13 protein-coding genes are annotated in these 24,930 nt (G+C 48.9%); 5 read left to right on the plus strand and 8 right to left on the minus strand.

From position 1 onward, the window contains the following. Positions 1-2 precede the first annotated feature (2 nt). The 5 genes from B5D63_RS07515 to B5D63_RS07535 form a co-directional block, all read right to left on the minus strand. Positions 3-2,798, minus strand: coding sequence for a T9SS type A sorting domain-containing protein (locus B5D63_RS07515; protein WP_078668097.1), 2,796 nt, complete (start codon positions 2,796-2,798; stop codon positions 3-5). Positions 2,799-3,100: 302 nt separating this feature from the next. Continuing rightward, positions 3,101-4,885, minus strand: coding sequence for a RagB/SusD family nutrient uptake outer membrane protein (locus B5D63_RS07520; RefSeq protein ID WP_078668098.1), 1,785 nt, complete (start codon positions 4,883-4,885; stop codon positions 3,101-3,103). Between the two features lie 24 nt (positions 4,886-4,909). Next, positions 4,910-8,317: a TonB-dependent receptor gene (locus B5D63_RS07525; protein ID WP_235021479.1), complete on the minus strand. Its 3,408-nt coding sequence runs from the start codon at positions 8,315-8,317 to the stop codon at positions 4,910-4,912. Positions 8,318-8,409: 92 nt separating this feature from the next. Continuing rightward, positions 8,410-9,396, minus strand: a complete 987-nt coding sequence (locus tag B5D63_RS07530) for a FecR family protein (RefSeq protein WP_078668100.1) — start codon at positions 9,394-9,396, stop codon at positions 8,410-8,412. A 100-nt stretch (positions 9,397-9,496) separates the two neighbouring features. Next, complete coding sequence (locus tag B5D63_RS07535; protein WP_078668101.1) at positions 9,497-10,063, minus strand: RNA polymerase sigma-70 factor; 567 nt, start codon at positions 10,061-10,063, stop codon at positions 9,497-9,499. Positions 10,064-10,378: 315 nt separating this feature from the next. Between B5D63_RS07535 and B5D63_RS35565 the strand changes: the two genes are divergently transcribed. After that, the gene (locus B5D63_RS35565; protein ID WP_262488133.1) at positions 10,379-10,504 is read left to right on the plus strand and encodes a nuclear transport factor 2-like protein; all 126 of its coding nucleotides are present in this window, start codon (positions 10,379-10,381) and stop codon (positions 10,502-10,504) included. A 95-nt stretch (positions 10,505-10,599) separates the two neighbouring features. On the opposite strand, the gene B5D63_RS07545 is transcribed toward B5D63_RS35565, so the two are convergent. From B5D63_RS07545 to B5D63_RS07555, 3 genes are all read right to left on the minus strand, one after another. Beyond that, positions 10,600-11,802: a winged helix-turn-helix domain-containing protein gene (locus B5D63_RS07545; protein WP_078668102.1), complete on the minus strand. Its 1,203-nt coding sequence runs from the start codon at positions 11,800-11,802 to the stop codon at positions 10,600-10,602. 106 nt (positions 11,803-11,908) lie between these two features. Next, positions 11,909-14,215: a DUF262 domain-containing protein gene (locus B5D63_RS07550; RefSeq protein WP_078668103.1), complete on the minus strand. Its 2,307-nt coding sequence runs from the start codon at positions 14,213-14,215 to the stop codon at positions 11,909-11,911. Positions 14,216-14,276: 61 nt separating this feature from the next. Continuing rightward, positions 14,277-15,077 carry an RNA polymerase sigma factor gene (locus tag B5D63_RS07555; protein WP_078668104.1) on the minus strand — a complete coding sequence of 267 codons (801 nt, stop codon included), beginning with the start codon at positions 15,075-15,077 and terminating at the stop codon, positions 14,277-14,279. A gap of 413 nt (positions 15,078-15,490) precedes the next feature. Here B5D63_RS07555 and B5D63_RS07560 point away from each other — a divergent pair, with 413 nt between their 5' ends. The 4 genes from B5D63_RS07560 to B5D63_RS07575 all read left to right on the plus strand — a co-directional run bounded on the left by B5D63_RS07560 (position 15,491) and on the right by B5D63_RS07575 (position 24,916). Further along, positions 15,491-19,633: a DUF234 domain-containing protein gene (locus tag B5D63_RS07560; RefSeq protein ID WP_143312802.1), complete on the plus strand. Its 4,143-nt coding sequence runs from the start codon at positions 15,491-15,493 to the stop codon at positions 19,631-19,633. Positions 19,634-19,767: 134 nt separating this feature from the next. Continuing rightward, the gene (locus B5D63_RS07565; protein WP_078668106.1) at positions 19,768-20,358 is read left to right on the plus strand and encodes an RNA polymerase sigma-70 factor; all 591 of its coding nucleotides are present in this window, start codon (positions 19,768-19,770) and stop codon (positions 20,356-20,358) included. Between the two features lie 81 nt (positions 20,359-20,439). After that, complete coding sequence (locus B5D63_RS07570; protein ID WP_078668107.1) at positions 20,440-21,414, plus strand: FecR family protein; 975 nt, start codon at positions 20,440-20,442, stop codon at positions 21,412-21,414. Between the two features lie 172 nt (positions 21,415-21,586). Continuing rightward, on the plus strand, positions 21,587-24,916 hold the full coding sequence (locus B5D63_RS07575) for a TonB-dependent receptor (RefSeq protein WP_159455928.1): 3,330 nt from the start codon (positions 21,587-21,589) through the stop codon (positions 24,914-24,916). Positions 24,917-24,930: the final 14 nt, after the last annotated feature.

Here is a 24,930-nt window from a genome sequence, read left to right on the forward strand (position 1 = left end):
TGTCAATGAATGATGAGCTTCTTCGTAAGACTAAATGCTTTTGAACTTATCCTCACCAGGTAAAACCCTGTCTTCAGCCCTGATTCGATTTCTATCTTTTTACCGCCGTAAGCTTTCTTTTCGTAAAGTATGCTGCCCTGGTTATCGCAAATGGTTACGATTACAATCTCCGGGATATCCGGAAGCGTAATGGTAAACCTGCCTGCATTGGCCGGATTGGGATACAGGCTGACAGCATCTTCGGTAACCATGGCTGCCGCTGATGCTTTGGCTGCACCGGTCAGCGTGATACTGAAGGTTTGTGTGCTTTGGCATCCTCCGCTATTGGTATAGGTGGCTATATAGCTGCCTGCCTGATTGGACTGGATGTTTGAAATAGCTATTTCTCTGGTCGCAGCACTAAAATTATTGGGGCCGCTCCAGTGCCACGATCCTCCCTGTACAGGCTGAGGGCCAAATCGTACGCTGCCGCCAGCAGCCAAAGAAGCATTAGCTGTTTGCTGCCAGGTGCCGTTGTTGAGCTGGGTGTAGGGTGTAATGGCAGAAGGCGTACAGGCGTCGCTGCTGCCCTCTCCATAAACAATGCCTCTGCCGGCGGTACTCATATATACTCTTCCGAAAACATTCATATCTCCCTGTACGAATTGTCCGTTACCCGGACCGCCATATTCGTGCGCATCGTCATTCACGCGGACCCACGAAGCGCCCTGGTCTGTTGAGCGGTAAACACCGCGGATATTGTTGATGGTCCCCCAGATGTAGATCGCAGGATAGTTTGTTCCGGGAGCGGCCACCCCAAAACCGACGGCTCCGCAATTGCTGACACCGCTGATGGTCGAAAAGGATTGTGCTGAGTTGGTGGAACGTGCCAGCCCTCCATTGTTCAAAGCTATCCACACATGACCCTCCATGCCGGGAGCCAGCCGGATGATTTTGGAACCGCCGCTCGCAACTGAGCCGGCCTGAGAAAAGGAAGAGCCTCCGTTAGTACTCACCATCACAGCGCCATTGCCGGGATTGTAAGCGTAAAACTTATTGGAATTGACAGGATCGCCTACGGGGCGTGCTTCATTAAAGCTTAAACCACTTACCGCAGACCAGGACGATCCGTTATTGGTGGACCGGTAGGTGGTGGAAGATTCCTTCGGGGAATGTAAAACGGTATTGCCATTGGCTGATAATGCCACCTGTCCCTGTGTGCCGTTCATGCTGTTTTGGGTCCAGGTTGATCCCATATCATTGGAGTAATACATGGAATTTCCAACACGAACGATTTTGTTGGTATTTTGAGCGGCTACTGCCAATCCGGTGGTAGTCCCCATTTGCGGTTGATGGATAGGCGCGTATTGACTAACATTGGTGGTGTGTCTGAATCCATCATAGTCGCCTATAACGGATATTACAGGACCATTGGGAATACTTTCCAGGCCGAGCGGAACGGTTTCCTCCAGCCCTTTTACTGCAAATCGCCAGGTGCCGCTGGTGCTGATATTATCATTTACAAAAATACCATTGCCTGAAGTAACCCAAACCCTTTCTGTATTGAAAGGATCGAATTCGATGGAGCCTGCCCAATGGATGGCATGCCCGCTTACCCAGGTGATGCCGTCGGGGTTCATGGTAAATCCGCGGTCTACCACGTCTGTCCAGCTGGAGCCACCGTTTGTGCTGAGAAACATCCTGTCGCCCCAGGCGCCATTTTGGTTCATATACGTGTTGATAGTAGAAGCCATGATCCGGTTGGGATTATTAGGGTCGACGCTGATACCTCCGAATGCCCTGTTGAAACCGGAAGGGGTAATGTTCGTCCATGCGCCTGTGGAGATATTGTACTTCCAGATCTGTCCATTATCCATGGGTTCCGGCTGGGACCAGTGCGCATGCGGCCCTGCACCGTTGGCGTAAGTAAGATAGAGAGTGCCGTTACCGGCTAAGGCTGCCCGGTGTGGCATAAAGGTGGTGGTAGCGCCGGAAACAGCTGTAAAAGACTGCCCGCCGTTATCACTTCGGTACAGGTTGGTACTTCCGCTGCGGGAAACACCCACAAAGATCCGCTGGGTAACGCCGCCGGAAACGCTGCTCCCGTCTAAAAGCACAAAACTTATCCCGTTTTCGTTGGGAGTGGTGGTTACATTCAGTGAGCTTAACCTGCTCCAGGTGGCGCCGGCGTCGGTACTTCTGAATAATCCGTTCCATCGGGTGCCGCAGTACAGGATGTTACTGTTGTGTGGATCTACGACCAGCTTTTCTCCTGTTTGCCGCCCCATTCCATTGCCATGCGCTTTGAATTGTGAGCTGACATCGGTAATGGTAAAGGTATTACCATAATCGTCCGATCGAAGGATGGCTGTTTTCCCGTTGTTAAAATAGGAGATCCCCACCAGCATATAGACCCTGTTGGGTAACTGGGGATCGATGGCCAGAGACTCGACGCCGAGGAAGCCGACTTCATTGTCCGAGGCCCAATCCAACAAGGGGACCCAGCTCGAAGTGGAAGCATTCCAGCGGTAGGCTCCTCCCACATCTGTCCGGGCATACACCAGGTTTTGCACCGTTTTGGACGGGATGATCGCGGAAACAAATCCGCCGCCGCCAATAGCTACATTCTTCCAAACATAGCCGGCTGCGTTTTGGGCTTTTGCTTCGTGGCCCTGAAGCAGCATACATACGATAGGTAAACAGAGAAGGACATACGCCTTTTTCAGGAGCTGCGGAAGTATCCCGGAGGAGGTACAATGTCTGGAAACAAAAAGGCGTGTGACCTTTTGTTTAAATGGTGTCAGAATTTTGGCTTTCATAAAGTGGAGTGGTTTAGGTAAAATATATTTTGGCAATAATACCGGCTACAGAGGCGGGAATCGCCAGGCCATTTTTCATAACGGGAAATCGTTCTCTCGATTGAATGCGCTAAAACTATGGAAATCTTTCTGGAGGCAGGGGACTCAAATGTTGCAGATTACGATGGAAAATGTTGCAGTCGCCGTTTTGGGTCTGCGACTTATGTATTGAAAATCAGATAAAAGAATAATTTCCCCTTGATGACCGCGAAGAGAAGTTGCAGGGATACCCTGCAACTTCTCTTCGCGGCATTGATCATTACTCAGTATCCCGGGTTCTGCACGATCCGTGGATTCCGGTCTATAACATCCTGTGGTACAGGGTTCAGGTGCATTTTCCGGGTGAACACATGTGGGTGGTTCAGTGGCACAATTTCGTATTTCCATACGCCCGTGTTGTTATCAGGTACGGTGTTGCTGATCTTCATGGCGTGTTTGTCCACATTCATCACGGTATTGGCGGTTTTCCAGCGAATGATATCATAAAAGCGTTTGTTCTCAAAACAAAGCTCTACTCTTCTTTCGTGATGGATGGCTGCCCGCATTTCCGCTTGTGACAGTCCGGGGACAAGGTCAGGCAGGCCGGCCCTTTTGCGGACCTGGTTGATTGCAGTGTACACGGAGGCGTCCGGGCCGGTGGCTTCGTTTTGTGCTTCTGCGTATCCCAGCAGTACTTCTGCGTAGCGGTAGTAAATGAAGTTGGCGCCGCTGACGGCACCGCCGCCGGGCCGTACCAGCGGGTTGAGCCGCTTCTTAAAGTAGTATCCTGTGTTACTGACGTCATCTGTTCCAAAGTCGATCTGGTTTTTGGATGGACGTACTTTATCAATGCGGGTGTATATGGTATCGCCTTTGTCCATCCATGTCATTTTATAGGGAGCGCCGTCATATACGATCCAGTCATAAAAGCGCTTCTCCCGTCCAACGTAGGGGCGCTGTGGATCGTAACCGGAGGCAGGGTCGGTGATGGATTTTCCGTTAGCCATAAAAAATTGGTCCACCAGCTCCTGGGTAGGACAGTAGTTGCCCCAGGTGTAGTAGGCGCCATTGATCCATACGGGGCCGCCGTATTGTTCGAAAGAAGAGCCCATTGTATTAGCTACTACCTGCCTGTCCCACACCACTTCTGAATGATATTCATTGGCTTCGTACCAGATGGCGGAGGGATCGGGAAACAGCTCGTAGGCCCTGCCGTTGCCATAACTGTCAATGAACTGTTTGAAAGAAGCGGCGGCTTTGGCCCATCGTTGGGCGTCGTAGTTATTGTAGCCGGCTACTTTGTGAGGGTCGTTGCCTGCGGCAGGCTGTGCGTCGTTGAAGGCGGGGCTGGCGGCATACAGCTCCACCCATCCTTTCAGTGCGAGTGCGGCGCCCAAAGTGGCCCTGCCGGCGGCAGCATCTCCTTTGTTGTATTTGGGGGGCAGGTAATTGTCTTTCACGATGGAATCCAGCTGTGCAGTAATAAACTCCACGGTTTCCGCGAAGGTGCTTCTTGGCGTGTAGATGGCGGCGCTGTCCATCGTCCGCCTTTCTGCGGGTGCGGTAATAATCGGCAGTCCGCCAATATGCATCCACAACTCGCTGTAGAAAAAAGCGCGGATGAAACGGGCTTCGTCAAGCCGTTTGTTCAGCCATTCGGGCGAGAAGTTTTTTGCGTTGTTACGCACCGCTGCGATGAACGTGTTGCATTTGCGGATATTGGTGAAGATGGCGGGCCAGTTGGTCAGGTCGCCGGAACCGGTAATGCCGCCCCATATCGTATAGTCGTTGGACGAGGCCTCCACAATGCCCTGCTTCCAGTTATAGGACGTATAGTAAAAGCCTGCGTCGTTGTCGTCGGTGAAATTGTCCAGGTTTTCCGGTTGGTTCCAGTAGTTGGGCAATGCGCTGTAGATATCGTTGAGGAAAAGGTCGGCATTACCTTCGGAGCTCCACTGGAGGTCATCGGTGAGTTTAGTCTTGTCGGTGTTCTCCAGGAAATCCTTTTTACACGACAGGATTGTGAGCAACAATACGGCCACGGGCAAAAGAGTGATATATCGCTTCATGATAGTTTGTTTGACAGGATGAAACTAAAAAGTGGCATTTAGTCCAAATACCAATACCTTCTGGTTAGGATAGGCTGTTTCCAGGTCTGTGTAGCCTACCTCCGGGTCCATGAATTTCATTTTGCTGAAGGTGAGGAGATTTTGTCCGGAGAGATAACAGCGGAGGCGCGCTATCTTAACTGCCTGGGAAACGCGGGCGGGGAGGGTGTACCCGAGCACTGCTGTTTTTAGGCGGAGGTAGCCCGTTTTTATCATCCAGAAATCGGAGTTTTGTGTGTTGTTGGCGTAGGGTGACTGGTTAGCACGCGGGTATTTTCCGTCGGGCGTCTGAGGGGTCCAGTGGTTGTTGTAATATTCATAGGCCGAATTACTATTGTTGTTGTTAAAAGGGACGGTTTGAAATCCGCGGATATTGAGGCTGGCCAGGGCAGACCCCTGGAAAAACAGGCTCAGGTCAAACCCTTTCCAGGTGGCGCTCGGCGTAAATCCATAGGTAATGAAAGGATATACCGGGTTACCAATCACGGTTTCATCATAGGAATCTATTTTCCCGTCGGGTTTTCCTTCCGGGCCGCTTATATCTGCATAACGGATGTCGCCGGGGTGAAGCACGCCAAACTGGGTAACATGATAGCCATCTTCGCTGTTGATAATGCCATCGTTATTTTTATCGTCGGCAGTGGAAAACAATCCCAGTGCATGGTATCCAAATTGCGTGCCGGTGGGCCTGCCTGTTCTCGCACGGTTGGGGTTATCGCGGGTAGCGGCGGTTTCGAATACCTGGACCATTTTATTTTTGGCATAGCTGAAATTACCGTTCAGATTTACCTGCAAACCATTGGAAAAACGATGGTTGGTACCAACGGCCACTTCGATGCCGCGGTTTTCCATGATGCCTTCATTTTCATCAGAGAGATTCAGACCGTATTCTACCGGTACGGTTACTGCCGGAGGCAGCAACATGCCTGTTCTTTTTTCATGGAAATAGTCGGCTTCCAGTGTCAGCAGCCCCTTCCAGAAAGAAGCATCCAGGCCGATGTCTGTTTTGGTGGATATCTCCCAGGTGATATTGGGATTGGCTTCCCGGGTGATGTTGGAGCCCTGTACCATGCTGCCGTTACCGAAAGCATACGCATTGCCGTAGAGGTTATAGCCGTTCAGATACTGAAAGGCGGCCCCGGCGAGGTTGCCGGACTTACCCCAGGATGCTCTTAGTTTAAGATGGCTCAGGGCGGAAGGATGGTCTGCCAGGAAATTTTCTTCTGAGATCACCCACCCGGCAGAGAATGCCGGGAAATAGCCCCAGCGTTTACCCGGCGCAAAGTAGTAGTGACCATCATAACGGCCGGCCGCTTCAAAAAGATATTTATGGTCGTAGCTATAACCGAGCCGGTAAACAAAGCCAAGTTGACTGCCGGTGATAGTGGAACCGTTGTTATCAAAATCATTTTTGTTTGAGCTGCCCATGCCCAGCTCGTCGATATTTACAGCAAAGTTATTGCGCCGGGCGGAGAAGCCGGTGGAGTCGTTTCTGCGGGCTTCAGCCACCAGCAGGCCGGTGATGTCGTGTTTGCCAAAGTTGTTGTGATAGTTGAGATAGCCCTGATAGGTAAAGTACTGGTTTTTTGCGTACTCCTGGTTCAGCCACGTATAAGGAGCAGCGCTTCCTTCCGAGGTGGATATCTGTTTCGTATAGGTGTAAGGGGTAGTGGCCGTATTCTGGGAGTAAAAGTAAAACGGCGTATGCCATCCTTTAACGGTAAAGTCATTGGGGTCGTAGCTGAAAGTCCCTTTAATGCTTAGTCCTTTAATGAATGGCAGTTGTTGTTCCACCGCGAGCGTGGTCAGAAGGGAGGTGGCATTGCGGCGGGAGTAGCCTGCTTTGAGGATGCCCACGGGCGAGTTGCCGGCGAACTCTCCCCAAAGTCCGTTACTATAGTAAAGGTTGGTGATGGGGATCAGTTTGTAGGCGCTCCGGAACAGCTGGCCCGGCGTGGTGGCTGCGTCTACGCTGTTGGTTTGCTGGATAGCGCCGATGAGCGACAGCGATACCGTGGTGGTAGGGGTGGCGCTGACTTCCATATTAACGTTGTAATCGTACCGCCTGTAATTTATCGGGTCAAACATCCCATCCTGTTTAAGAAAGCCGATACCGGCATAGTACCGTACCACTTTGGTGCCTCCGCTTAACTGCAGGTTGTAGTTTTGAATAGGTGCATGCATGCGCACCAGGTCTTTCGTGTTGCTGATGGGGTACTTGTCGGGGTCTTTGGCATTCAGGTCTGCGTATGTATGGATGAAATCATCGGCAAAAGGTTGTTGCGTGCCGCCGGGATTTTCATTCCGGTAGGCTTCATTGCGCAGGCGCATATAGTCCTGCGCATTGAGCATTTTGGGGTAGTAGGTGGGCGTCTGCCAGCCATAATACGCGTTGAGCGACAAGGAGGGCATCCCTGTTTGCCCGCGTTTGGTGGTGATAAGGATCACTCCGTTGGCGCCCCCTAACCCGTACGGCGCTACTGCGGCGGCGTCTTTCAATACGGTGACAGAGGCGATGGAGCTGGGGGAGATTTCGTTGATGTTGTTGCGGATGATACCATCCACTACGATCAGTGGTGCGTTGTTGCCGGTGGTGGCGATACCCCTGATGTGTATATCAGGATTGTCTCTTCCCGGTTGCCCTCCGTTAGGGCGCATACTGATGCCGGATACATTTCCGGCCAGCGAATTGGAGATGTTGGTGACCGGCGCCTTAGCCAGTTCTTTTCCCTGCACGGCTGCTACAGACGCGGTGGAGGAAGTTTTTTTCTGTGTACCGTAGCCCACTACCACCACTTCGTTGAGTCCACTGGCGCTTTCTTTCAGGATAATGGTGAGGGGGCCGGTGGTGCTTACTGCTTCGGTTTGCTCGTAACCCACGTAGCTGAATACCAGCGTAGCGCCGGCATCGGCCTGCAATTCAAACCGGCCGTTTTCATTGGTCATAGTACCGGTACTGGTGCCTTTTACTTTTACGGATACGCCAATGAGCGGCTCGCCGCGTTCATTTTTAACCGTGCCGGTTATTTTAGCGGCGGCATTCGCGGCGGTTATCACAATGGCATCTTTGTCCATAACGGTGTAGCGCAGTGTGGTGCCGGCAAAGGTCCGGGAAAGCAGTTGTTCTGTGGTGGCATTTTCCCCATGGACAGACACCGGCGGTTTTTCCGGCAGGATATCGTCATTGTAGATAAGCCGGTACCGGCTCTTTTGTTGAATGGTTTTCAAAACTGTTTTAATGCTGACTTTTTCCAGGGAGATGCTGATCTTTTCCTGGTTGGCAGAGGCGGCGGATACGGGTATGACGGCGGTGAGCAGCAAAGCTACGGCAAATATACCCGGCAGCCCGCCATGGAGGCTTTTATTAAAAGCCCATAGGAACATTAGTTTCATAACATGGAATGTAAAGGGTGAAGGAAAGTAAAATGGGAGCGCGTAATGGTTTTTAGGTCATAAAATTATTTTTTGAAGATGAAAGAATGGTGTTAATCACTGATATACACGTCGTTCCCATCGATCCGGAAGCTAAAATGACGTGAGAGCTGAAGCATTTTCAGTGCTTCAGCTGGTGATTCCCTGTCGATGATGCCGGAAAACCGCAATTGCTGCAGGCTGGCGGACTTAAAACGGAAAGTGATGCCATACCACCGGCTCATTTTATCGGCAAGCTCGGCAAAAGTGTTATTGTCGAATATCAGTTTATGCTGCAGCCAGGATATTTCAGCAGGCTGGCCGCTGCTGTCTTTTTCCAGGTGTTGGGACCGGAGTCTGTCGGGCCGGGTGACTAACGGCACGGTCAATTTTTCTTCAGGGCGCAACACCACGGTTTTGTTCCGGAACGATACGGCAATTTTGCCGCGTACCAGCGTAGTGGCCACGGTGCTGTCGCTGGCATAGGCTTTTACATTGAAGGCGGTACCAAGTACACGGATATTCACCTGGCCGGCATGAATAATAAACGGGACGCCTTCACTTTTTGCAATATCAAAGAAAGCCTCGCCGGCGAGCGTAACGTTACGGTGTCGATTGCCGAAGCCGTTTTTGTCATAATGTAGCTGCGTGTTACTATTAAGCCATACGATGGAGCCATCGGGAAGCGATACCCTGGATTTGCTACCGGGGGAAGCGCTGATTTGTTGCAGTGCGGGGGCTGCCGGCCGAAAAAGTTGCCAGCCGGCCCACGTAGCCGCAAATACGGCCGCTGCGGCGGCTGTTGCCAATAGCCTCCGCAGCGGGGCGGAATAACGGGATGGTGGCAGTTGCGGACGTACGGTATTCCAGATACGTTCTTTACTGCCGCAGGGGGCCGTTATCTCCTCTAACGGCGTTTGCCAGATAGCGGCGGCAACATCCGCGGAAGCTGCCGCTTCGGGATCGTTTTTTAGTAGTGCATCCAGCTCCAATAGCTCCGCGGAAGAAATGTTACCGCTCAGTCGTTTGCCGAGTAATATCCATATGCGATCGTTGTCCATAGTACAATTGAATAATGACTGAATAAAGGGCGCCCGATCGTATAAGACAACATTCAACAGAAAATGCCCCCAAAAGGGGGACGGATTTTTTTTGACAGGATCACTGATCACCGATTGCCGGGGGAGATGCGAGAAGGAATGCTTTTATTCTGGCGAGTTTTTTCAGGGCGATACCCACCTGGTTTTCCACAGTCTTTATGGAGATATTAAGCAGATCGGCCACTTCCCTGTACTTAAGCCCATCTTCTTTTACGAGCTTAAAAATGAGACGACACTGCGGCGGTAGCGCATTAATGGCCGCATTGACATGTTGCATCATTTCATTGCTGATGAATTGAGCTTCCGGACTTATCTGATATTCCGGCAGACAGTCCTCATCGAGATACCGGGTTTTCTTATGCGCATATTTCCGGAGATAGTTAAGCGAGATGTTACGGGTGGTGGCATAGAGATACCATTTCATATTACCTACGCGGAGGAGGTCTTTCTTGTGCCGCCATACGGCAATGAATACATCGGCTACTATTTCTTCTGCCATTTCCCTGTGACGAACTATGGCCATGGCCACCTGCAGCAATGGAGCGCAGCAGTAATCGTATAATTCTTTAAATGCCTGTGTATCACCGTTGTATATCCTGGTTGTCAGTTCGGGGATATCGTCGCGCATGAAAATAAGAATAGCAAATTATGCAAAAATCCAATTGAGTAAATATAAATTGTCTTTTTGACAAATATACTATTTATATGTATTCGGGTCATTATCTATCCCTGTCATCGGCCAAACAGGCAGAAAAATGACGCGATAGTGCTGGTTTTAGAAATAACAATATTGCCGAAGGAAAGAATAAGCGTACTGTTGGAATGTAAACAGGTGAAAATCAGTATTTTTTGTTATTTTAACTGGCTGCTCCTCCTTTTATAAGCGTGCTGTCTGCGGAACGTGGCCCGATTACGAAAAAAAAGGACGAAAAATAATTATCACATGAGTTTGACAAATAAAACGATACTGGAAAAAGCCAACGAGGCGATCAAAAAAGGAGACAACGAGAGCTTCCTGGCTTACTGCACTGATGATACGGAACGGGTATTCGTGGGGTCATTGAAATAGACCGGTAACGGGCATTGGACGTTGGTAACGCAATGGCATTGAAAATGTCCGGATGGGACAAGCTGCTATACAACGGCCTGTCCCATTTTATTTTACTATATCGAAATCCCTTCCCTGATCGCTTTCAGCAGTTGTTTGTTGTTAGACTTTGTAATGACCACCTCCCTGCATTGATTGAACCGCGCGAATGCGCTAATAGCTTCAATGAGTTTATCAGTCATCGGCCGGGTGAAGGACACCGGTTCAAAATGAAGGTTATGAATAGTGAGCGTGCGGCGCTTCCGGTCGGCTTTGGAATCCATCCGGGCCACGAAAGTGTCGCCTATCAGCACCGGCAGGGAGAAATAGCCGTACTTCCGCTTTGCCTGTGGTACAAAACATTCTATCTGGTAGTCAAAATCAAAGAAGTCTTTCAAACGATGCCGCAGCACGTTTAACGTGTCAAACGGGGAAAGAATAAAAGCGTCTCCGCTCAGGTTTATTTTTTTCTTTTTATAAACGGGCAACATGTACAGGGGAGCGGTGTTCAGTCCGTCTACACGAACGCTGCACACTTCTCCTTCTTCCACCATCTTCTCCAGTACTGTTTTTACCAGGTTGTCTTTTGCGTAGTGCGCACGCCAGGAGATGTCTTTTACATAAGCGATCCCCAGCGACTGTAAAGAGCGCCGGATGACATGCCGTGCAAATTCTTCCGGAGATGGCGGGGTAGTATCTATATCACCCGGTAACAGGTTGATGGGCAGGTCATATACCTTGTGGAAGTTCTCCTGCCGCGTACACATGAGACTCCCATCGAGGAACAGCCGCTCGAGTGCCAGCTTCGCCGGGCGCCAGTCCCACCAGCCGGTACTGGCCACGGGGCGGTCATTTTCAAAATCTTTCACCATCAGCGGGCCTTCACGGCCTATTCTGTCCAGCACCTTACGCATCAGGTTGACCTCCGGTTGTGTCAGCGGTTTTCGCCGCGACAAAAAACCTTCCTTCACCGGCAGGGAGAAACGATATTCATGCATGGGGATATAACCGGTACCGTAAGTGAAAAATTCGAAGATCCGGCCGTCTGCCTGCAGCTCATCGATCCATTCCGGTTTGTAATCAGGCACGCGCGATGCTATCGCGTGGTGGTGCGCCCGCTCTACCACATAGTTGGTATCGATCTGGATAAAACCAAAATGATCGATCAGTTTATAAACGGCCTCAATGCCTTTTCCGAACTGCGCCGGCTGTGCCAGCCCTGCGGCATGGAGGATGATTTTTTTCGCGTCTGAACTGGTGAGCGTATGTTGCTTCGTCATGAAGACAAAATAAGGAAATAATCAATATTGTTGTTTCATGACAGATAAAAAAACAGCGCGGTTATGCGCTGTTTTTTTCTATAGTGGCCGCCAGGTGTTGCTATTATCAACTTAAGGCTAACGCCGGTGTAGCTGCCCAGAGATCCTTGATGGCTTTCTCTAATTGCTCGCTGGTGTCATAGCTTCCCAGGGTCGAGAATATTTTGGTAACTTTATACAGCGCGGCAGTCTTGGCCTCCTTGATATAATCCAGGGGTATTCCTTTTAGAATTACCCAAAATAAATAGAAGTTCATCGGCATCCGCACGTTTCGGGTATGAAGGATTTCATCTAGTCGTTTGTTGCTGGGTGTTTCAGCCGGTTTTCCGGTGGGTTTGGAGATAAGTAGTTTCGCTTTTTCGATAAACTCAGCTTCAAAATCATTCAGCGACAAAAGAAATTCAGATTTGAAATTCTTGTCTTCCAGCATCTGGGTGATATGTGCCTTTTTTCTGAATTTTACAATAGTTGCAGAAAGGCGTTTGCTGATATCAAGTACTTCCTTTATGTTAGCCATGTTGGCTTTCCCTGAGGTCATATAGTGAAGGTAACTAAGGTTGGTCACAAGTTCTTCATTGAGCATCCTTTTGTCATCTTTTCTCAGGTACAACCAGCTGTTTCGCTTACAGAGGTCTTTTATGGCATCGGTGATGTCACGGTCCACGTAAGCGTTCCAAAACTCAAAGGTGTTTTCCTTGATGGGAATGGGTTTGTGATTGATGCGTTTGAATAGTTCTTCCGGAAGAAAGTGTTTGTTGTTTTCTTCTTTTATCTCAATCACTTCCAAATCATAGTCCTTTATGTAGGATTGTTCTTTAGCGGAGAGATGCTGGAACTTTTTACGGTGAAGATCAGGCAACAGCCCTGTGCGTAAATTTAGCGCGAACTGGTGTTTTTGGGACTTTACCATTTTTCCCTGTTCGTCTGCGTATTTTTCTCCCAGGAAACCAAGGATCGTTAATAAACGTTGTTGACCATCAATTACCTCGGCTATACCATTTGCCCTTTGATATATATATAATGGATGGATTTTGATGCCCAGAAGTATACTCTCAATGAGCGAGGACGCTTTGGAGATATTCATGACTTCGTTCCGCTGATAGGGTGGCTTGAGCTTGAATTTTCGTCTTTTCATTCTGTCCAGAATATCACTGACCGATGTGGAAGTAGGGTCCATTTTGGAGAAGTGCTCCAGTTCTTTACCTGGAGTAAACCGCTCTTCCATGTATTTTTGCATCTTGTCTTTGTGGTCAACCAGGAAAGTCTCATCACTTTTTAAGTATTTGATGAAAGAGATGTCAAGTTGGGAGACGAAAAAGGTGGAGATAGTAGTATATCTTTTGATGATCAACTGCCAGTGGTTACTCTGGTCCATAGTATAATGCTGGCTTTGTTTCTGGATGTGATTTACCAGCCTTTCCTTGAAGATGATATTATTTATTTCATTTGAGGGGACGTTTTCCTTTTCACATACCGACAGCCCCCAGAATATGCAGTCGTGAATTAAGCCGTTAGAAGGATGATTCGCTTTCTTTAGCCCGGCACTGATTTCAGTCAGGTAGTCACATTTTTCCCTGAACTTGTCAAAAATAATTGAAATTTTTTTGGCACTTCCGGTCATGCTGTAAGACAAATAGTCATAGTACATATTGACAATGTCTTCCCGCTCATGCCGGTATTTATTAATAGGAATATGTTGCAATACCAGTAACTCCCGGATATGTTGCAAAATGGTCTCCTGGTTTTTGCTTTTGTGAGCAAATAGGGTAGTTACCAGTTTGTATAGTTCTGGTTTTTTTTCGAACTGCGTCTTGAAGTATATATTAATCTCATCCTGGATGTATTGTGCTTTGAATACCTCCTCTTTCTTTAAGGGTGAAATACCCAGGTTGTAACGTTTGAAAATTTCCCTTTTTATAACTTCTTCATCATAAGGACTGACAAGCGCCTCATTGGTTGCTGTCACCTGGATCAGCCGGAGGGAAGTGGAAAGTATACGTTCTTTCATTGTCTCATCCAGTTGCGAGAACTTTTTGCCTGCGAGGTTCCACAGTTTCTCAAGACCGTGAGGTTTTAACGAAAATTCGTTACGAATGTAACGCTCGATCGATTCACAGCGTTGCCTGCCATCTATGACCTCCCAGTCTTTACCTTTGATATATACTACAATCGGAGGAATTTCCCCATGTAATAAGATTGTCTCAATCAGGTAAGTGGCCTTTACGTCCGTCCAGACATATTTGCGCTGATAGGAAGGTTTGTAGTTGAGAATGTGCGATTGATCACTATTGAACTGGAAGACAGAACGTATAGATCGTAGTTTGTTGTGAATGATGATATTGTTGAAAAGAGAACTGATAGTTGTTGGTTCCATTTTTTAATTGGATTAATTATAGTAATAGTTTGCTGGCAGGGAGCTCACAGGATAGCGACAATTAGGTACGGCGGCAAGATCTGATGGTTTTGAGCGCCGCCTGATACGCTGCTATGACTTTCGTTTTTGTCATATTCAACTCGTCACCGATTTCATGAAAAGTGTATCCTTTTTCATAAAATAGTTTTAGGATATTGGTCTGGGAATGAGTGAGGTATATCTGATAATCGTCTACACGTATAATGGGAGGGAGGTTCGACATGTCTAAAGCCTCATTGGTCCGTTTAATGTAGGGATGTATGGCGGCTATGCATTTTTTCACTTCCACCGCAATGTGCCTGATGGTATGCCCGGTTACAGCTGCTATCTGTTGATGGCTATAACCTTGTAGCAGCAGATCGATCAGTTCTATTCTGCTTTTGGACAGATATCCTGCGGCTTTCCGGATAAGATTCAGGTTTACCTCGTCTGTCATCAGTTGTTCCTGATGCGATGCTTCCCGATACGGATCATAGACGGCCAGCTGGATACCCTGGTCACTAAGTTGTTCCAGAGAAATGAAATTATTTTTGGAATTACTGATGTAGGTTAAACAGTCCCATTTTACACGTTTGCAGATAAAGTTTTTGATGTGTTCTATGTTTTCCATCATATTCCGGCGGTCCCAAATGAGCTTGAACGCATTTTGAATGATCGTCGTAATCTCAAATTCATCTTTGATGATGCTACGGGCGAAGCTGAATACAGGTCTGTATAGGTGATTGTATATAAAGCTAAAACCTCTTTCGTTGCCTTCTCTAAAGAGCAGAAAATATTGATGGGCATGGTTATCCCGTTCTGACGGTAAAGCGTTGTCAGTCATTTTGTTTTATTTTTTTTGTTTGTAGTTGGCGTTTTCCCGTTACGCCTGTTGTTTTGGTTTTCTCCTATCCGTTGTTTGTGGGTTAGGGAATAAGAAAATGTTAATTCAGGTCTCAGTTTTTCATTTATATTTTCTTTTTGAGATTAATAAATTTGAGCGCGAAATAATGATTCTCTTTTTAATTATTGGTGAATAAGTTGCGAAGGTTATAGGGATAACAATATATTAACAAACATTGAAATAATAACTGCATGAAGTTAGGTTGTGTTGTGAAGTTAAAAACGAAGCCAGATTTTGGGTTGTCATATAAGAATGTGATCATGCAGGGTCCGGAGGAAGAGAAATTCATGTATGGAAATTGCGTACGGGGATCGTTGTTCAATAAATCATTAAATTGTACAAAAAAAAATTACATGCGTTCCATGCTGAACTGGTATAAAATTTCAGAGAAGATATTTGAGGAGATATGCCGTGAAGTAGGCGAGACTGCTTTCCCTGCATCCCGGCTATCCCTGTACTTGAAAAACGGGCATGCGCAGGAAGGAATTGATATACTAAGTGCGGTTGGCGAAGACGGAAAGTATATCTGCATACAATGCAAACATGTGGAGATATTGTCACAATGTGATTTGACAGAAATTGTCGATTTATTACTGGCGAAGCAATTTCATGATAAAACATCCTGCTTTGTTTTAGCCACCACAGCAGACCTGCAGGAGCCGAAGCTGCAGAAGCATCTGATAGCATTGACTGAGCAACTCCTGAAAAGAAATATACGGTTCGAATACTGGGATCGTCGTGTCCTGGAGGAGAAGTTGAAACGGCAGTGCAGTGTGGTGAGTTACTACTTCGGGACGGCCGCTGCGGATGAACACTGTTATGCACAATCCAGGTTACCCGGTATTCCACCACGGACAGGTGAAAAAAACTATCTGCAAAGAACCTTGAGCCTTATGCAAAACAGGCTACAGGAAGATTCCCTGTCATCGTTTTTTTCCGACAAGGAGACCATAAAGTTAGCCAGCCTGTTTACAGGTGAGTATAGATTTCAAAGAAAGCTGATCGGGGTGATTGCTAATGCGCATGAGGGGAAAAGTGTAGAGCTGCGGCAAAACGCATACCTCCTGGAACACGTTTCCATTCCGTTTACCTGCCTTTTGATTGAATTGAAGTCGCAGCTAACAATCCCCATTGACCAAATGCTCGATACGCTTTATCGAGGCTGGAAGCATGTTCCGGCGAAGGATCTGGCGGTTTTTATCGACGGCCTGGATGAAGTACCCACGGAATCTTTTGAAGATACCTTATTGCATATCCGGGATTTCTCACTCAGAAATCCATATATCAGCATCATCTTTAGTTGCCGCAAGTTATTTTTTAATCAATACAGGATCAAAGAGAGATTGGGGGCTTTTTCGTTTTACCGTCTGGGAAGTATTCAGCATGAAGACATCCGGATATTTATACGGTCGCAGATAAACATACGCTATGAAAAATTTATGGATTTCGTCAGAAAAGCGAATATAGGTTTCCTTTTGTCGGAGCCGTTTTACCTGGTCAGCCTGATAAAGCTGTTTAAGGAAAACCCGGGAGGCCTGCCCCGGACTAAAATAGCGATCATCGAAAAGTTGATGTTGGATTCCTTTTGCGTTAACGATAACCGGCGCCTTTCGGGCGGCAGATTGCTGCATCAGCGTGCTGTGGCTGCCACCATGATAATTCAGCAATTTGCCTTTGCCCTTCAATTGCATGGTTCAAATTCAATGGAAGCAAGTGGGGTACAGCAATTGTTTGGTCTGCCGGAAATTGAGTTACTGGAGCACAGCGCTCTTATTACGATAGAAAATGACCGCTGGAGTTTCGTAAATGCCATCTTCCAGGAGCATATAGCCGCCGTGGTATTGTCAAAGATGAATTTTGACGACATCGTAGCGATAGTTACGGTTGGCACACACAGAAGAAAAATTAAGGCAAAGTGGATACAGACGGTCACTTCATTGCTATTCTTATTGGAGGAAGGGGCGATGCGGGACCAGGTACTGCAACTGTTAAAAGAAGACAATATTGAGCTGCTTTTTTATACTGAGCATAGTAAGTTCGATGCAGTGACCAAACTGGAAATTCTTAAAAGCTTATTTGAAAGATTGGAGCAGTATCAGCTGCAGCCAATACTGATTGATGATAGCGCCATCGCCCTGTTTATCCAGGGAATACCGGCAGCGGTTGATTTTTTAACCGCACTGGTAGATGGAGCCGGTACATTTGTAGGGGTGAAGACTACCTGTTTACGTGTGTTGAAGTTTGTAACGCTTTCTCCGGCAGAGAAAACCAGGTTAAGTTCAACGTTGCAAAAGGAGCTTTTGTATACTACCGATCCAGGCTACGCTGGTGAGCTGATGCAAGTCCTGGCTAAGCATCAGCTGGGAGATGAGCCATTGGTCCATGCATTGATCGGGAATGTAGCGATGGGGGAATATCATGCGTTTAGAGATGGTGTATACCAGTTAATAGTGGCGCATGGCCTGGCTGACAAGCACTTTCTGTATGTGATGGATGGTATTCATGCATTGCGTAGGTACAATGCAACTATCAGGCACGGAGGTTCGGAAATGTCCTTTGGGAAGGCCATCACTCAAATAAAGTCTCTCGGCAACATGCAACGTTTGTTTGATGCCTTCATGGAGCCTGACTGGATGGCGTTTTATAAATACTCACACGATATCAGGGCGCTTTGGGCCAAGGTGTTGGACAATATGCGGCTGTTACATGAAGGGAATGCCTCTCTTGTCTTTATTCTTACAGGATTCGTGAAAAAGTTGGGCCTGAAACACCTGCGTGGAAAATATGAAGGATTGGAAGCCTTTTTGTCCGGGCTAACTTTTAACACGCTGCCTGCCCGGATACTGATGGAAGATATTCTATCAAAGACACATTGGGGGCTCAGCGTTTTTGTAACGGAGGAAGTCTTTGATTATTTACTATTTGAGTTTGAAGAATGTGATTTGCCGGTGTCAGTGTTGTATTCCATTGTTAACGCACTGGATAACAATGGGAAAATAGAAACAGCGGCGAAGTTAAGGCAACTTGTAAAGGATGCTTATGTTGATAGTGCACAGGATGTTGCATTTGAGGAAGTTGTCTACTCCACGTGGCAGCGTGCGAAAGATGAAAATGACAGGAAATACATAAGTGACCGGCGTTGTTGCCTGGAGGGGGTGAAAAAATACTTTGACGCTTATGGTCATAGCAGTATTCCGATGCTCGATATCTATGTAGACTACACCAGTGAACGGAAAAGACAGCTCGCTGACTCCGATTTTATTGAGCGGCTTTTACATAGGAAGCTGAAAAAAGACGGGAAAGTTTATCTTTCAGATACAATAAAGTTCCTGGCTGAAGAGGAGCAGTTTTTGCGATTTAGAGCGGAGTTTATCCTGGACTTGAAAATAAATGACAGTGAACGCAGTTTCTATGAAGGTCTGGTGTCACCGTATTATAACGACAACATACAATCGGCTGAATTTGAAAACTGTGTGAGCATGGAAGACGAAGGAGGGGCGGTGAGCCTTTTTTCAGGATGGAAAGAAAATCTGATGGTCCGGCTATACGAAGCCTTTTTATTCGAAACGCCGGCCGATAAATTAATGATGATGGTATGGGCCGACCAAAGTGGTATTAAGGGATTGGAAGACAACAAGAACCGGCCGTCTTCCCCGACAAAGTTGATATTAACGCGGTTGACGGAGCGACAGATCGCTGATTTTGCTGAACTGGTGTTGAAGAATATCCGTAAAGGAATAAAGTGCCGGCAGGTGCTCTCCACACATCTCGGTATTTGCAAATATCTGAAGGTATATGAGGCACGGGAAGATCTTTGGAGCTTACTGTCGTCGGGCGATTGGCATGGTATGGCTTTACAGCACGTCACGGAGGTTTTCCTCGCTTTGGGAGGTACTTGGTATGAAATGCTTACCGTATTAAAGGCACTTGATCGTTATAACTGGGACTTTTCGTATTTATCGGAACTATTGGCCGGCGAATACCCCCATGAGGTGGAGCCTATCCTGATCGGCTGTTTGAGGGAGCCTTTGGTAGATGAAAGCATCGTGTTTAATACCGCGAAAATCCTTACACAAATAGGCAATGAAGAAGGATTTGTATACCTGGTTGATTTGCTGCGCAAGAATGGGGTGGACAGCGGACTGACACAGGGAAACGTAAATATCGCCGCGATTGATACTACATTTGCGCTTTCGGTGTTGGACGATTTAGCTGGATGGATGATGAACACAGGCAATGATGAAGGCCCATTTTGGAAATCGCCGCGAACAATTATGGTGGAGTGGGTCTACCAGCTTGCTGAAAAAAGCGAAGCAGATCTGGACCTGGTAGTGCAATGGCTGTTTGGCAAGCAGCAGATGTTCAGAAATACGCCGCAACATCATCATTTCTTCTTTTATGCCTTTAATGCTATTGAGGCGTTCAGGAAGGTAAAAGAGCCGGTTAAGCCAGTCGGGGAGGTGGCTGCAGCCATCAACCGATGGGTCACCAGGTGAAAAGGAGCGCTGTGGATATTTTCCCTAACACCCCATCTTTCCATGCTCTGCATTAAATTATTGTAAACAGCTACTACTTTGTCATTCATACCGGAGCTTTGCCGTTGCATTATAAACACCTAACTGTAAGCAGGATGCGCGGACCAGATAGCAAAAAAGGGCAGCAGAGCCGGCCTCATTTTGATGAAATCTATGAACTGTACTGGAAGGAACTTTATGAGACCGCCTACCGGCGCGTGTCTGCGGCGGATGCGGAAGACATCCTGCAGGAAGTATTCCTGTCATTGCTGAAGAACCCGTCGGTCATAGAAAACGAAGGCTCGGTCAGGGCTTACCTGCACAAAGCCTTGAAAGGAAAGATCATCGATTTTTACAGGAGAAGTTTATTGAAAGAAGCTTTTGAAAGAAACGCGGCGTTTACCGCTCCCCGTTATAGTTCCCACCCCGATGCCCGCCTGATGCATAAAGAGCTGGAGGTCCTGCTGGAAAAGGAAATCAGCAGTATGCCGGAACGGATGCAGACCGTTTTCCTGATGAGCCGCAAGCGGATGCTCTCCAATGAAGAAATTGCAGATGAACTGGCGATCTCCCATCAGACGGTGCGCAACCAGATCAGCGCGGCTATTAAGAGAATACGCAGGGCGCTCCATCAATACGACCTCGCCAATAATGCCGGTACACAGGTAGTTCTGGCAGTAACCGCTGCCTTGTTAACCCGCTACTGACCAATGTTACCTTAATGTTAAGCCTGAAAATGCACCGGTACATTCGGCAGCGTTGTACGAGTATCTTCATAAAGACCGCAGGTGAACAAACGCGAATTACTCGAATTACTGCAGAAAGAAGCGCAGGGAAACTGCACTCCGGAAGAAACGGCCCGGCTGGATGCCTGGTATGCTTCCTTCGACCGCCAGGATACACCCGTTTTTAGCAATGAGACGGAAGCGGAACTGGTGCGTGCGCGGCTGCGTGCCCGCATCTACAGGCAGATCACCGCGGATATGCCGGACCTGCCGGCGCCGGCGCCACAGCGGAAAATAGGCATGTTCCTTCGTGTAGCGGCGGTAGTATTGGTATTGCTGGGCCTTGCAGGCGCGGCGTACTTTTTCCGGCAGGAGAGAACGGCGCTACCGCAACCAATCGCACTGCTCAGCAGCGCTTCCCCCGCCGGCAAAATGTTGAAAGTGACACTGACCGACGGGAGCGAAGTATGGCTCAACGCAGGCAGCTCCCTGAGCTATCCTGCTGCCTTCAACGGCCCATGCCGCGCAGTGTATTTAAAAGGCGAAGCGTTTTTCGAGGTGGCCACACGGCCGCAACAGCCGTTTGTGGTACATACCGATACTATCAGCACCGTCGTGCTGGGCACCTCTTTTAATATCAAAGCATATCCTGAACTGGGGAACATCCGCATCAATGTGGCAACGGGAAAAGTAGGCATCGTCCGGGGAGGGAACACCCTGGCCACTTTATCACAGGACCAGCAGCTGACTTACAGCAAACCGGATCATACCTGGCTCACGGAAACGAAAGAAGCAGGCCCCATAAATGCCTGGAAGGAAGGACGCATCAACCTGGACGGCGTTTCGTTCGACGAGCTGGCGGCTGTGCTGGAACACAACTTCGGCTACCGGCTGCAAACCAGCAGGACAGACATCCGTAAAGTCCGCTTTTCCATGAACATCATCACCAGCCATAAAATTGATGACGTCATGCGCATCGTATGCGGCATGACTCAGACACGCTATCGCGTCCGCGAACGGATAATCACTATTTATTGATCATGTGACCACATAAAAAAAACGGAAGCTGCTGAAACAACTTCCGTCATCATTCAACACGGTATTCAGTTCCCGGGAAGGTCTGTGAATACCGCTGTATCTAAACAGTTTATCACCATTTAAACGATTCGAAATTATGAAAAAAAACCTTTCGGGGTCCATTAAACATCTTATGAGAGTTTCTGTACTTCTAATGGGGGTGATGGTGGCCGGAACGCTTTGCCTGCATGCCGCCACCGGCGCTGCCCAGGACCTGAGCCATATCCGGCTGCAGATCCGATTGAAGGGTAAAACACTGGCCGCCGCCATATCAGAACTGTCGGCCGCCAGCAAACTGTCCTTCGCATTCGACAAGGCTGCACTGAGTGAAAAAAACGTCACCGAAACCAGCTTCAACAATGTAGCGCTGAGCGATATCCTCCACCGCCTGCTGCGCAACAGCGGCTACCGCTACGAGATCATCAACCAGTCGGTCGTGATCGTAAAAGAAGTCAAACCGGTGAAAGTTAACCCGGGGAAGATCTCCGGAAAGGTGACCGATGAAAAGGGCGATGCACTCCCCGGCGCCAGCATCCGTATCCCGGAGCTGAATAAAAGCACTGTCAGCGATGGCGATGGTGCTTTCAGCCTCACCGTCGATCCCGGCGTGTACACCGTCGAAATAAGCTTCATTTCCTTTGCGCCCCAGCGTATCATGAAAGTACAGGTAGAAGAAGGGAAGGCCCGGGAGCTGTCTGTTGTGATGAAGCAGGCTTCCAGCGCATTGAGTGAAGTGCTGGTCGTAGGCTACGGCACCCAGGAGAAAAAAGACATCACCGGCTCGATAGGCTCCGTGGCCGGTGACCAGATCAATAACAGGACCGTCGGCAGCCTGGACCAGGCGCTGGTAGGCAAGGTAGCCGGACTAAGCGTTTCCAACAACTCCGGCGCACCCGGTACCGGGATGATGATTCGCGTCCGTGGCGTAGGTACCATCAACAACAGCGATCCGCTGTACGTGGTAGACGGTAACCCGTTTGGGAATATCAACAACCTCGATCCGGAAGATATCCAGTCGGTAGAGATACTGAAGAGCGCGTCCGCTGCCGCCATCTACGGTTCCCGCGGCGCCAACGGCGTAGTGCTGGTAACGACCAAAAAAGGCAGCGCCGGCGCCATGAAAATAGACCTGCACACGTTTACCGGTATGCAAAGCGTCTATAAAAAACTCAGGCTGACCAATGCCGCTACCTATGCACGGTACTACAATGCCGCCCTGAAAGCAGGTGGACTGGCGCCCGTTTTCGATAATCCCGACAGCTACGGCGAAGGCACCGACTGGCAGGATGCCATTTTCAGAACAGCACCGGTCAGCAAATACGAGGTCGCTTTCTCCGGAGGAAAGGAAGGCTCAGTATATCGTATGAGCGCCAGCTACCTCAAACAAAAAGGGACGGTGATAGGTACAGACTACGCCAAAACAGGCGTGTCGCTGAACAGCACCCACCAGCTGAAACGCTGGCTCAAATTCGGAGAAAACCTGAACTACACTTTCACCACCCGCAACAGTATTTCCGATTACGATAGCGACGCCAGAGGCATCATCAGCACCGCCCTGCAGATGTCGCCCACCGTACCGGTAAAAAACGCCGACGGCAGTTATGGCGTATCTCCTTTCGCCAATACCTACAACCCTGTTGCCGCAGTAGAGAATATCCAGCGCCTCAATAAAAGATGGTTGCTCATGGGATCTCTCTATGCACAGGCAGATCTCCTGCCGGGACTGAATTTTAAATCGCAGTTTAATATCAATGTGGGCAATGACCGCAACCGTTCCTATATCCCTGTATACTATGTCAGCAACTCACAGAAAGAAGATGTGAGCAGCCTCGAAGAAGAAGCTTCCAACGGCACGGACTGGGCCTGGGAAAACACCCTGAACTACAGCCGCAGCTTTGGTAAACACCATATCGACGGACTCCTGGGCGTAACCGCGCAGCATTCATACGATTCGTATATCCGTGCGTATGGGCAGAACCTGCCGGCAGATGCCAGCCTTACCCGCTCGCTCCAATATCTCGACCTCGCCTCGTCCGGCATGAACGTGGGCGGCGGCGGCGACGAATGGGGCATGTTGTCTTATTTCGGCCGGGTGAACTACAGCTACCGCAACACCTACCTCGCTACCGTGAACGTACGCCGCGACGGCTCTTCCAAGTTCGGCGCCAACAACCGCTTCGGTACCTTCCCTTCGTTCTCACTGGGCTGGCGCCTGTCCAACGAACCTTTCCTGCGTGATGTGAAATTCATCAACGATCTCAAACTGCGCGGCGGCTGGGGCTCCCTGGGCAATGAAAGCTCTTTGTCTACCAGCGCCACCGTGTCCACGCTGAAGGTAAACATACCTTATCCGTTTGGCCGCGGCAAAGAGCAGGAAGTGCTGCTCGGTGCCACGCCCTCCAGCATCGGTAACATGGACCTGAAGTGGGAATCTACCACGGAAACAGACCTGGGCCTGGACGCGACTTTGTTCGACAACCGTATCACCATTGGCGCGGATTATTACCACCGCGCTACTTCCGGCATCCTGGTGCGCCTGCCTATCCTGGCGTCAGTAGGCGTGTCCGAAGCCCCTTATGTCAATGGCGGGAATGTGGTCAACAAAGGCTTCGAGTTCACCCTCGGCTTCCACAGCAACCGTAAAAAGAATTTCGGCTATGATATCTCCCTGAACTATTCCATCAACCGCAACGAAGTGACCAGCCTGATGAACGACGGCGCGGCCTTCTATGCCGGTGAAATCACCAGCGGCGTAAGAGTAAGTAAAACCATGGCGGGGCATCCTATCGGCGGCTTCTTCGGATATGTGACAGACGGTATCTTCCAGAACCAGAAAGAGGTGAACGATGCGGCGAAACAACCCGGCGCAGCGCCCGGCGATATCCGTTATAAAGACCTGAACGGCGACGGTGTGATCGACGATAAGGACCAGACCTACATCGGCAGCCCATGGCCTACCCGTATCTATGGCCTTTCCGCTTCTTTCTGGTATAAGCATTTCGATCTTAACCTGACCCTCAGCGGCCGCGGTGGAAACCAGGTGTATACCGGCTGGAAACATTATACCAATTCATCCGGTATCTCCAACTATTTCGCGCCGGACAAAGAACAGTCATGGACCGGCGAAGGCTCCACCAACAAAGAGCCCCGCGTGACGATCCTCGATCCCAACAACAACATACGTCCATCCGACCGTTTTATCCGGAACGGCAGCTTCCTGCGGCTCAACAGCCTGCAACTGGGCTATTCACTGCCGCAGTCGCTGCTGAAGCGGTGGGGTATCGCTAAAGTAAGGGTGTATGCAGGAGGAGAGAACCTGTTGACCATCACGAAGTATGATGGCTTTGATCCGGAAGTGGGCATGCGCGACGGTAACGACGGCGATCCGCTCGACGTAGGCATCGACCGCGCATATTATCCGCGCCCGCGCACCCTTTCTGTTGGTCTGAATGTAAACTTTTAATACCGAAAATATTT

Origin of the sequence: Chitinophaga eiseniae (assembly GCF_900167135.1) — a bacterium.
In the GTDB taxonomy this organism is placed as follows: Bacteria; Bacteroidota; Bacteroidia; order Chitinophagales; family Chitinophagaceae; genus Chitinophaga; species Chitinophaga eiseniae.

What these genes read in the sequence shown, in the direction of transcription:
- B5D63_RS07515 (WP_078668097.1), bottom strand. Translation starts at nt 2,798, where the DNA reads ATGAAAGCCAAAATTCTGACACCATTTAAACAAAAGGTCACACGCCTT.
- B5D63_RS07520 (WP_078668098.1), bottom strand. Translation starts at nt 4,885, where the DNA reads ATGAAGCGATATATCACTCTTTTGCCCGTGGCCGTATTGTTGCTCACA.
- B5D63_RS07525 (WP_235021479.1), bottom strand. Translation starts at nt 8,317, where the DNA reads ATGAAACTAATGTTCCTATGGGCTTTTAATAAAAGCCTCCATGGCGGG.
- B5D63_RS07530 (WP_078668100.1), bottom strand. Translation starts at nt 9,396, where the DNA reads ATGGACAACGATCGCATATGGATATTACTCGGCAAACGACTGAGCGGT.
- B5D63_RS07535 (WP_078668101.1), bottom strand. Translation starts at nt 10,063, where the DNA reads ATGCGCGACGATATCCCCGAACTGACAACCAGGATATACAACGGTGAT.
- B5D63_RS35565 (WP_262488133.1), top strand. Translation starts at nt 10,379, where the DNA reads ATGAGTTTGACAAATAAAACGATACTGGAAAAAGCCAACGAGGCGATC.
- B5D63_RS07545 (WP_078668102.1), bottom strand. Translation starts at nt 11,802, where the DNA reads ATGACGAAGCAACATACGCTCACCAGTTCAGACGCGAAAAAAATCATC.
- B5D63_RS07550 (WP_078668103.1), bottom strand. Translation starts at nt 14,215, where the DNA reads ATGGAACCAACAACTATCAGTTCTCTTTTCAACAATATCATCATTCAC.
- B5D63_RS07555 (WP_078668104.1), bottom strand. Translation starts at nt 15,077, where the DNA reads ATGACTGACAACGCTTTACCGTCAGAACGGGATAACCATGCCCATCAA.
- B5D63_RS07560 (WP_143312802.1), top strand. Translation starts at nt 15,491, where the DNA reads ATGCGTTCCATGCTGAACTGGTATAAAATTTCAGAGAAGATATTTGAG.
- B5D63_RS07565 (WP_078668106.1), top strand. Translation starts at nt 19,768, where the DNA reads ATGCGCGGACCAGATAGCAAAAAAGGGCAGCAGAGCCGGCCTCATTTT.
- B5D63_RS07575 (WP_159455928.1), top strand. Translation starts at nt 21,587, where the DNA reads ATGAGAGTTTCTGTACTTCTAATGGGGGTGATGGTGGCCGGAACGCTT.